This is a genomic window from Nocardia sp. CC201C (assembly GCF_030010695.1).
GTDB lineage: Bacteria > Actinomycetota > Actinomycetes > Mycobacteriales > Mycobacteriaceae > Nocardia > Nocardia otitidiscaviarum.
The window spans coordinates 1-8,509 of record NZ_JASCXP010000327.1 but is presented as its reverse complement, the minus strand read 5'-3'; the positions used below and the strand labels follow the sequence as shown (position 1 = coordinate 8,509).

Annotated in this window: 7 protein-coding genes and 2 pseudogenes; 3 read left to right on the top strand and 6 right to left on the bottom strand. The window is 70.1% G+C overall.

Features of this window, described 5'->3' with window-relative positions; translation table 11 throughout:
- Nucleotides 1-355 precede the first annotated feature (355 nt).
- Nucleotides 356-2,446, top strand: a pseudogene (locus QK444_RS27030) (non-ribosomal peptide synthetase); the annotation flags it as partial.
- A 60-nt stretch (nucleotides 2,447-2,506) separates the two neighbouring features.
- Here QK444_RS27030 and QK444_RS27025 read toward each other — a convergent pair.
- Nucleotides 2,507-3,166 (bottom strand): disulfide bond formation protein B, encoded by a 660-nt coding sequence (locus tag QK444_RS27025; protein ID WP_282784955.1) that lies wholly within the window; start codon nucleotides 3,164-3,166, stop codon nucleotides 2,507-2,509.
- Complete coding sequence (locus QK444_RS27020; protein WP_282784954.1) at nucleotides 3,160-3,324, bottom strand: DUF5993 family protein; 165 nt, start codon at nucleotides 3,322-3,324, stop codon at nucleotides 3,160-3,162. The genes QK444_RS27025 and QK444_RS27020 overlap by 7 nt, the downstream gene beginning before the upstream one ends.
- Before the next feature lie 158 nt (nucleotides 3,325-3,482).
- Between QK444_RS27020 and QK444_RS27015 the strand changes: the two genes are divergently transcribed.
- A complete protein-coding gene (locus tag QK444_RS27015) occupies nucleotides 3,483-4,364 on the top strand; it encodes an oxidoreductase (protein WP_282784952.1) in 882 nt (293 codons plus the stop codon).
- A gap of 470 nt (nucleotides 4,365-4,834) precedes the next feature.
- Nucleotides 4,835-5,923: a 3-deoxy-7-phosphoheptulonate synthase gene (locus QK444_RS27010; protein WP_029930901.1), complete on the top strand. Its 1,089-nt coding sequence runs from the start codon at nucleotides 4,835-4,837 to the stop codon at nucleotides 5,921-5,923.
- Nucleotides 5,924-6,067: 144 nt separating this feature from the next.
- On the opposite strand, the gene QK444_RS27005 is transcribed toward QK444_RS27010, so the two are convergent.
- From QK444_RS27005 to QK444_RS26990, 4 genes and pseudogenes are all read right to left on the bottom strand, one after another.
- Entirely contained in the window at nucleotides 6,068-6,562 is a 495-nt protein-coding gene (locus tag QK444_RS27005) for a class I SAM-dependent methyltransferase (RefSeq protein WP_282784949.1), read from the bottom strand.
- Nucleotides 6,563-6,654: 92 nt separating this feature from the next.
- Nucleotides 6,655-6,990, bottom strand: a complete 336-nt coding sequence (locus tag QK444_RS27000) for a VapC toxin family PIN domain ribonuclease (protein ID WP_282784947.1) — start codon at nucleotides 6,988-6,990, stop codon at nucleotides 6,655-6,657.
- Between the two features lie 95 nt (nucleotides 6,991-7,085).
- Nucleotides 7,086-7,328 (bottom strand): CopG family transcriptional regulator, encoded by a 243-nt coding sequence (locus QK444_RS26995; protein ID WP_282784945.1) that lies wholly within the window; start codon nucleotides 7,326-7,328, stop codon nucleotides 7,086-7,088.
- Nucleotides 7,329-8,176: 848 nt separating this feature from the next.
- Nucleotides 8,177-8,509 (bottom strand): annotated as a pseudogene (locus tag QK444_RS26990) (hypothetical protein); the annotation flags it as partial.

The following is an 8,509-nucleotide window of genomic DNA, read 5'->3' as shown; positions in this document are numbered from 1 at the left end:
CCGCCCCCCCCCCGCCCCCCCCCCCCCCCCCCCCCCCGCGGCCGATACCTCGGCCCCCGGGATCACCGAACACGCCGCGCCCGAAGCCGTCGCCGATGGCGCGCACGCTGCCACAGGTATCGCGCACTCCGTGCGCGCGACGGAGGTTGCCGGGGGTATCGCGGATGCCGCGGGCGTGACGGAAGCCGCCGGGGCACCGTCGCGGCCTGGCGCGGATCTGGCCGCCCAGGTCGACGCCATGGAGGAGGCCGTGGCCGCCGCGCTGTCGGCGGCGCGGCCGGTCGACAACACCGAGACCGGCTGGGATGCCGAGGCCACGGTGCGGATTCCGCTGGAGCAGGCCGTCGTCCGGTCGCGGGTGAACGCCACCTCGGGACCGGTGAGCGGGCGGACGCTGCATGCCGGACTGTTCCAGCACGCGGCCGTGAATCCCGACGCGCCCGCCGTGATCTGGGAGACCGACGCCGAACCCGGAAGTGGCGCAACCGCATTCGCCCATGCGGTGGCCGGGCGGGGATTCGATCCCGCCGCCGGTACGGCAGCCGCGCAGACGGGTGCTCGCCGTGGCGTCGCCGGGAGCGAGCAGGAGCACGCTCACATCCAGGGTGAGCGTGCGGCGCGGACGGTCGGTCGCCCCGACGGCCAGGATGATGTGCGGGCCGCCGATCGCGCCCACGGTGAGCGTGCGGCGCGGGCGCACACGCTCACCTACGGGGAGCTTGCCGCGCAGGCGCTCGCGGTGGCGGGTGCGCTGCGGGCGGCCGGGGTGCGGCCGGGGGACGCGGTGGCCGTGCAGCTGCCGAAGGGGCCGGATCAGATCGTCGCCACCCTCGGTGTGCTGGCGGCCGGTGGCGTGTATGTGCCGATCGGCTTCGATCAGCCCGCCGCGCGCCGCGCGGAGATCATCCGCACCGGTGACGTGGTGGCCGCGCTGACCGCCGGGGTCGAGGTGCCGGAGGTGCGCACGCTGGCGCTCGCCGGTGCCCGGGTGTTCGCCGAACCGCTTGCCGAGCCGGTGTTCCCGGATCCGGAGGCCATCGCCTACGTGCTGTTCACCTCCGGCTCCACCGGCAAGCCCAAGGGCGTCGAGGTGCCGCACCGCGCGGCCATGAACACCATCGACGATCTCGACGACCGCTTCGACATCGGCCCCGCGGACCGCGCACTGGCCCTGTCCGCCTTGGAGTTCGACCTGTCGGTGTACGACATCTTCGGCCTCTTCGCCGTCGGCGGCGCGGTGCTGGCCGTGGACGAGACCCAGCGCGCCGAACCGGCCCGTTGGCTGGAACTCATCGAGCGCCACCGGGTTTCGGTGCTCAACTGCGTGCCCAGCCTGCTCGACATGCTGTTGTCCGCGGCATCGGGTCGTCGCTTGGACAGCCTGCGCATGGTCATCCTGGGCGGCGACTGGGTGGACGTGGCGTTGCCGGGCCGCGTGCGGCAGGTCGCGCCGGACTGCCGCTTCGCCGGTCTGGGCGGGGCGACCGAGACCGCCATCCACTCCACCATCTGCGAGGTGGTCGACGCCCGCGTGCCCGCGGAATGGTCGGCGGTGCCCTACGGCACTCCGCTGCGGAACGTGCGCTGCCGCGTGGTCGGCCCGGCCGGGCACGACTGCCCGGATTGGGTGACCGGGGAACTGTGGATCGGCGGCGACGGGGTGGCGGCCGGTTACCGCAACGACCCCGAGCGCACCGCCGACCGCTTCGTCACTCACGAGGGCCTGCGCTGGTACCGCACCGGCGATCTGGCGCGCTACCTGCCCGACGGCACCCTGGAATTCCTGGGCCGCGCCGACCACCAGGTCAAGATTCGCGGCTACCGGGTGGAACTGGGCGAGGTGGAGAGCGCGCTGCGCGCCCTGCCCGGCGTGCGCCATGCCATCGCCGCGGTGATCGGTTCGGCCGCACCGAAACTGGCCGCCGTGGTGGTCGGGGTCGAGGGCGCGGAGCTGCGGGTGGAGGCGCTGCTGGCGCAGGCGGCGGACCTGTTGCCCGCCTACATGATTCCCGCGCGCGTCGAACTGCTGGCGGAGCTGCCGTTCACGGCCAACGGCAAACCGGACCGCAAGGCCATTGCCACGCTGCTGGCCGCCGGTGAGCGGGTGAGCGAATTCGTCGCCCCGCGTACGGATCTGGAGCGTGCCCTGGCCGATATCGTCGCCGCCGTGCTCGGCCGGGATCGAGTCGGCGCGACCGACGACTTCTTCGCCCTCGGCGGCGATTCGGTGCTCGCCACCGCGGTGGTCGCGCGAGTGCGGGAATGGCTGGATTCCCCCGACACCGTGGTGGCCGACTTCTTCGCCGCCCGCACCGTCGCCGGACTGGCGCGGCGGCTGCTGGAGCGTGAGCAGCGCACCGCCACCCCGGGCCGCCTGGCCACGGTGGCGGCGATGTACCTGGAGGTCGCCGCCCTGTCCGACGAAGAGGTGCTGGCGCAGCGCTGAGTTCCCGATACCCGTTGCCTCGCACCGAAACCGGTGCGAGGCAGCGGCATTCGGATCGGTCTACTCGGTGACCGGGCAGGTTCCGTCGATGACCCCGATGTCGTGGAAGAACTGGTAGCACGACGGATTGTCGGGCAGGAACCAGTGCAGGCCCTCCAGCAGGAACACCGCGACCAGGTTGATCACGATGACCAGCCCGCAGAACCACAGCGCGAGCCTGCCGATGCGCGCGGCGACGCCGCCGGTCGGAATCGTGTCGCCCGCGGTCGCGTGAGCGAAGGCCAGCACCGCGCCGATGGTGGCGATGGCGGCGACGAACAGGATCAACGCCCACACGTACAGGTGCAGTCCGAGTACCGTGCCGCCGTAACCCGGATCGCCCGGCAGGATGTGCAGCATGGTCTGCCGCCAGGCCGCGAAGCCGCCGCCGAAACAGCCGACGATGGCCAGCCCCCAGCCGGTCATGTAGTCGCGCCGGGTGATGGTTCCGCGCAACCCCTTGGCCACGATGTAGGCGCCACCGAGCGCGGCGAGGGTCATGAAGTTGCGCTGCACCATGCACAGCGGGCACGGATAGTCCCAGGTGCCGAACTGCACGGCCAGGCCGCCGCACACCACACCGGTCCAGCCGACCACGAAGACGACCGCGAGCCAGTACTGCACCCGGCCGAGCCGGGTGTGCTCGGTGGTGCCGGTGCCGAGCGTCGTGGGCGTCACCATGTCAGCCCCAGACCGAGTCCGCTGGTGATGTGGTGCTGCAACAGGAGGCCGGTCGCCAGGAACGCGATCCACCAGGCCGCCAGCACCAGGCGGCGGGATCGCTGTTGACAGATCATGACCAATACGACCAGCAAACCGGCCCAGAGGATCGTGTCCATGTGCCGGACGCTACTGCTTCACCTGCTGGGATCCGATCGATCGGCGCTCTGACACGCCGCTCGATCCGCGGTGTGATCGCCCTTCGGCGAATGGGCGGCATCCGGGTGCGTTCGCCGACACTCCGCGCCGACGCGCCCACCCACCTAGACTCGTGCGGGTGAGTGGTTGGGACATCGGCGACATCCCCGATCTGACCGGGCGGACCTACATCGTCACCGGCGCGAACAGCGGCCTGGGCGCCGCGACCACGCGGGCGCTGACGGGTGCGGGCGCACGGGTGATCATGGCCTGCCGCAACGAGGTCAAGGCACATGCCGTCGCCGCCGAGATGGGGGAGCGCGCGCAGGTGCGCCGCCTCGATCTCGCCGACCTGGCCTCGGTGCGCGATTTCGCCGACGGCATCGAATCCGCTGACGTGCTGATCAACAATGCCGGGATCATGGCGGTGCCGCTGCGTCGCACCGCCGACGGCTTCGAAATGCAGATCGGCACCAACCATCTCGGCCACTTCGCGCTCACCGGGCTGCTGCTGGACAAGATCCGCGAGCGGGTGGTCACCGTCTCCAGTGGCGCGCATGCCATCGGGCGCATCGACCTGGCGGATCTGAACTGGGAGCGCCGCCGCTACCAGCGCTGGGCCGCCTACGGGCAGTCCAAGCTGGCCAATCTCATGTTCGCCTACGAGCTGCAACGCCGGCTCGCCGCCGCCGGCTCCCCGACGCTGTCGCTGGCCGCCCACCCCGGTTACGCCGCGACGGAACTGCAGTCGCACACCGAATCCTTCCAGGACTTCATGATGTCCGTCGGCAATCGGCTGTTCGCGCAGAGCGCCGAGATGGGTGCGCTGCCGACGCTGTACGCCGCCACCGCCGAGGTGGAACCGGGCGCGTTCTACGGCCCCGGTGGCCTGCGCGGTCTGCGTGGCCATCCGGTGCGCTCCGGATCGTCGTCGGCCTCCCGCGACGAGATGACCGCCCGTCGCCTCTGGGAGCTGTCCGAACAGCTCACCAAGGTGACCTACCCGTTCGGGCGGAAGTAGCGAGCGGCCCAGCCGTGGAACCTCGCCGTCACCCAGCGGGTGGGTGCGGTGGTCAGTGTGCACCGGCCGCTTCGACGGTATCGCGAGCGCCATCGACCGACTGGGCGGTGCTCGGCTGAGCGGATCATCGTTTCGGTCCGGTGCGGAACTGTTCCGCACCGGGCCGTTTCACGTTCGCGCGGCGTTGGCGGACGCTCGATAGGCTGGCTCGGTCAATGGAACGTCATCCCGAATAGTGAGATGCTTATCGTGAATGTGTCAGCGGCCACACGCATTTTCCGTGGCTTCTGGTACTGTCGCCGCCATGCAGCGCGTGTATTTCTGGTTTAGCCAGCCGGCCCCGGGTGGGCCGAGCGGCGTGCACCAGCGCTGACTTCCTCCCACCCCGAGCCGGATGAACACAGACCGGCTCCGAGGGAATCTCATCGCGAATCTCCGTGGGTCGGCCTGAGAAAAGGAACCCACGAATCATGACTCTCGCCGCCGCCATCGACTCCAGGCATGCCGATCTGGACGATCAGCGCACCCTCAGCGTGAGCCCCCTGCGCTCGCCCGCCGACATCCGTCGCACCCACCCCATCGACGACGCGCTCGCCGATACCGTGCGCGCGGGCCGCAAGGCCACCGTCGACGTGCTCAATGGCGACGACGACCGCCTGATGGTCATCGTCGGCCCGTGTTCGGTGCACGATCCCGACGCCGCCCTCGACTACGCACGCCGGTTGGCGGCCAAGGCCGCCGAACTCGGGGACCGGCTGCACATCGTGATGCGCGTCTACTTCGAGAAGCCGCGCACCACCCTGGGCTGGAAGGGCCTGATCAACGACCCGCACCTGGACGGCACCTTCGACATCAACACCGGGTTGGATCTGGGCCGTCGCCTGCTGGTCGACATCACCGCGCTCGGGCTGCCGGTGGCCTGCGAATTCCTCGACCCCATCACCCCGCAGTACATCGCCGACCTGGTCGCCTACGGCGCGATCGGCGCGCGCACCGCGGCCAGCCAGGTGCATCGCCAGCTTTCCAGTGCGCTGTCCATGCCGGTCGGCATCAAGAACGGCACCGACGGCGACGTGCAGGTGGCCGTGGACGGCGTGCGGGCCGCCGCCGCCAGCCACGTATTCCCCGGCACCGATCTGGAGGGGCGTTCGGCGCTCATCCGCACCGCGGGCAACCCGGACTGCCATGTGATCCTGCGCGGCGGCAGCAACGGCACCAACTACGACGCGGCCTCCGTGGCCGAGGCGTGCCTGCGCCTGGAGAAGTCGTCGCTGCCGCAGCGCGTGGTGATCGACGCCAGCCACGGCAACAGCAACAAGGACCACAACCGGCAGGTCGACGTGGTCACCGATATCGCCGCGCGCATCGCGGCGGGGGAGACCAGCACGGTCGGCGTCATGATGGAGAGCTTCCTGCTCGCCGGCCGCCAGGACCTCACCCTCGGCCGCGCCGACGACCTGGCCTACGGACAGTCCATCACCGACGCCTGCCTGGACTGGGACACCACCGCCGCGCAGCTCGACCGGCTGGCCGAGGCCGTCGCCGCACGACGCGGCTGAGTTGTCGCAGCCACACGGAGCGGCCGAGTTGTTCGCAGCCACACGGAGCGGCCGAGTTGTTCGCAGCCACACGGAGCGGCCGAGTTGTTCGCAGCCGCACGGAGCGCTGAGTCGTACTCAGCCGTAAGACGCGGCTGAATTCGCTCACGCCGGGGTGGCGACAATGCCGAGGAGATCGCCTGAGGCGCGGGTTCGGACCTCGAAACCCGCGCCCCTCAGGTGCTCGGACAGCTTGCCCGGCAACGGTTTCGGGCTGCTCGAGGTGCCTGCTCCGGGTTCGCCGTAGCCGTACACCAGGTACAGGGCACCGCCCGGGTTCAGCAGCTCGCGGATGAGGGTGAGCTCCGGGGTCGGATCCCGGGTCCAGAAGAGATTCACATTGACCGCGAGCACCTTGTCGAAACCGGTGCCGTCTTCGCGAACATCCGCGGGGCGCAGTTCCTCCAGCGCGGTCTGGAGCAGTCGCACCCGCTCCGACTCGACCAGTGCCGCGTGCTTTTTCGCCGAACGCGCGATGGCGGTGGCCGATCGGTCGATGGCCACCACCCGACCCGTCGTCAACTGCTCCGCCAGATAGGCGACCGACGGGCTGGACCCCGCGCCCACTTCCAGGATCCGGTCCTCTGCCCGTATTCCCATGATCCTGACAATCCACTCGAACCGCGCCGTGCCCGCCATAACCGCAATCTACGCGGGCACTCCCAGGCTCATATGTCCTTCACCCATGACGATTACAGATCGGCCGGAAGGATCCGGAAATTCTCGATTCCGTGTGTGAGTGGCGTGATTGCTCGAAAGTTTCGCTGGTCCAATGTGAAGATGGCGTTGGTTCGATAGCGATCGGCAAGGACGACACCGACGGCGTCCGCCACATCGAGGCGAAGCTCCTCGTACTTGGCTCGAACCTCCTGTGCCGCAGCCAGATCGACATGCTTCAACTCGGCCAACCGATATCGCCCGTCGATCATGCGGCCCATGAGTGCGTTCACGATCTGCATCGCGGCTGGGAAGCCGAGCTCTCGATGTACGAGATGATCCAACTCGGTCAGGACGAGCGGCGAGATCACCTAGGTCTCACTCTCCATGACCGAAGCTGCGGACCGGTGATCATCCTGGTCGGCATCGAACGCCGCGAACAGTGCGGAGGTGTCGGCGACGATGATCATCGCCGCTCCGACTGCTGCTTGATATGCGCGTAGATCTCCTCGTCCATTTCCTCCGCCGTGCGCGATCGACCGCTGTGGAATACCGGCAGTGGAGCGTCGTGCTTGGGCCTGGTGGATGCGTCCAACAGCATGGTGATACCTCTGCGGATGAGCTCGGCCTTGCTCACACCGGTAGCGGCGGCTTCCGCGTCGAGCCGCGTCTCCAGTTCGTCCGGTAGGTACACGGTCGTCTTCACCATGCCATATAGGGTGCCACCCGTTTGGCCGGTGCGGACTGCTTGTGGTCGCGGTGACGTCAACCGGGCGACAGGCGGGCTCGGGCCTTCTCCGCCCAACGTTCGACGTGGTCGAGGTGGCGTTGGGCCTTGTTCAGGGCCTCCTGGGCGGTGCGGGTGGCGGCTACGGTGAAGCGGCGTTCGGATTCGGCGTGCGAGAGGTCGGCGCGCAGGGCGGCGATGCGATCCTCGACGGCGGTGAGGTCGGCGGTGACGCGGTCGCGGTCGGCCTGGGCGGAATCGCGGGCGGCGCGGGCGGATTCGAGCGCCGCGAGGGCATCGGCGGCCTCCTGCCGGGCGGCGGCCAGCGCCTCCTCCTCGGCCGCCCTGCGCCGCTCCTCCCGCGCCCGTGCCGCGCTGCCGGACTTCCCACTGCCGGACTTCGCGCCGCCGGGTTTCGCGGTGGCGGGCTTCCCGCTGCCGGGTTTCGCGCTGCCGGGTTTCCCGCCGTCGGGTTTCCCGCCGTCGGACTTCGCACTGTCGGATGTCGCGGTGCTGTCGGACGTTCCTGTGTCGCCGGATATCGCGGTGCTGCCGGACTCGGCCGTGCCGCCGAACCTCGCGGCGCGACCGGGTCCGCGCGCGCCGTCGGGTCTGTTGCCACCGCCGGAATCTCCTGCGGCACTTCCCGTATCGGCTCCGGCGAAACGCCTGCCGTCGGCGGTCGTGCTGCCGGACTTTCCGGTTCCCTTCGCCCGGTCGCGTGGTGCCGCTGCGCCCGTCGTCGGGTGCGCCGGATCATCGGCGGCGTGTGCACGAGTCGCGCCCGCGCGAGTGGAAGTGTCGGTGGCGGAGGGGGATTCCTGGGTGGGGACGGCGGAGAGGGTGGTCGGGCCGAAGCCCTCGTAGCTGGTGGCGGTGGTGAGGGTGCCGGTGCGGACCGCTGCCGCGACGTCGGGGTCGGCGAGGGCGGCGTGCAGGGTCTGGCCGATCTCGCGGAGGGTCGCCTCGCTCAGCTTCTGGTCATGGGTGGCCGCCAGTTCGCCCGCCTTCCGGGTCAGCGCGTTCACCACCTGCTGGCGCTGGGTGGTGAGCGCCCGCAACGCCTCGCCCGACAGTTTCCGCTGCGCCTCCCGCAGCGCGTCCCCGAGCGCCAGCAGCGCCGTCACCTCGTCCGTCGCCTCCCGGGCCAGCACATTCACCGC

Coding starts and splice junctions, on each gene's coding strand:
- QK444_RS27025 (WP_282784955.1), bottom strand. CDS start 3,166: ATGGTGACGCCCACGACGCTCGGCACCGGCACCACCGAGCACACCCGG.
- QK444_RS27020 (WP_282784954.1), bottom strand. CDS start 3,324: ATGGACACGATCCTCTGGGCCGGTTTGCTGGTCGTATTGGTCATGATC.
- QK444_RS27010 (WP_029930901.1), top strand. CDS start 4,835: ATGACTCTCGCCGCCGCCATCGACTCCAGGCATGCCGATCTGGACGAT.
- QK444_RS27005 (WP_282784949.1), bottom strand. CDS start 6,562: ATGGGAATACGGGCAGAGGACCGGATCCTGGAAGTGGGCGCGGGGTCC.
- QK444_RS26995 (WP_282784945.1), bottom strand. CDS start 7,328: ATGGTGAAGACGACCGTGTACCTACCGGACGAACTGGAGACGCGGCTC.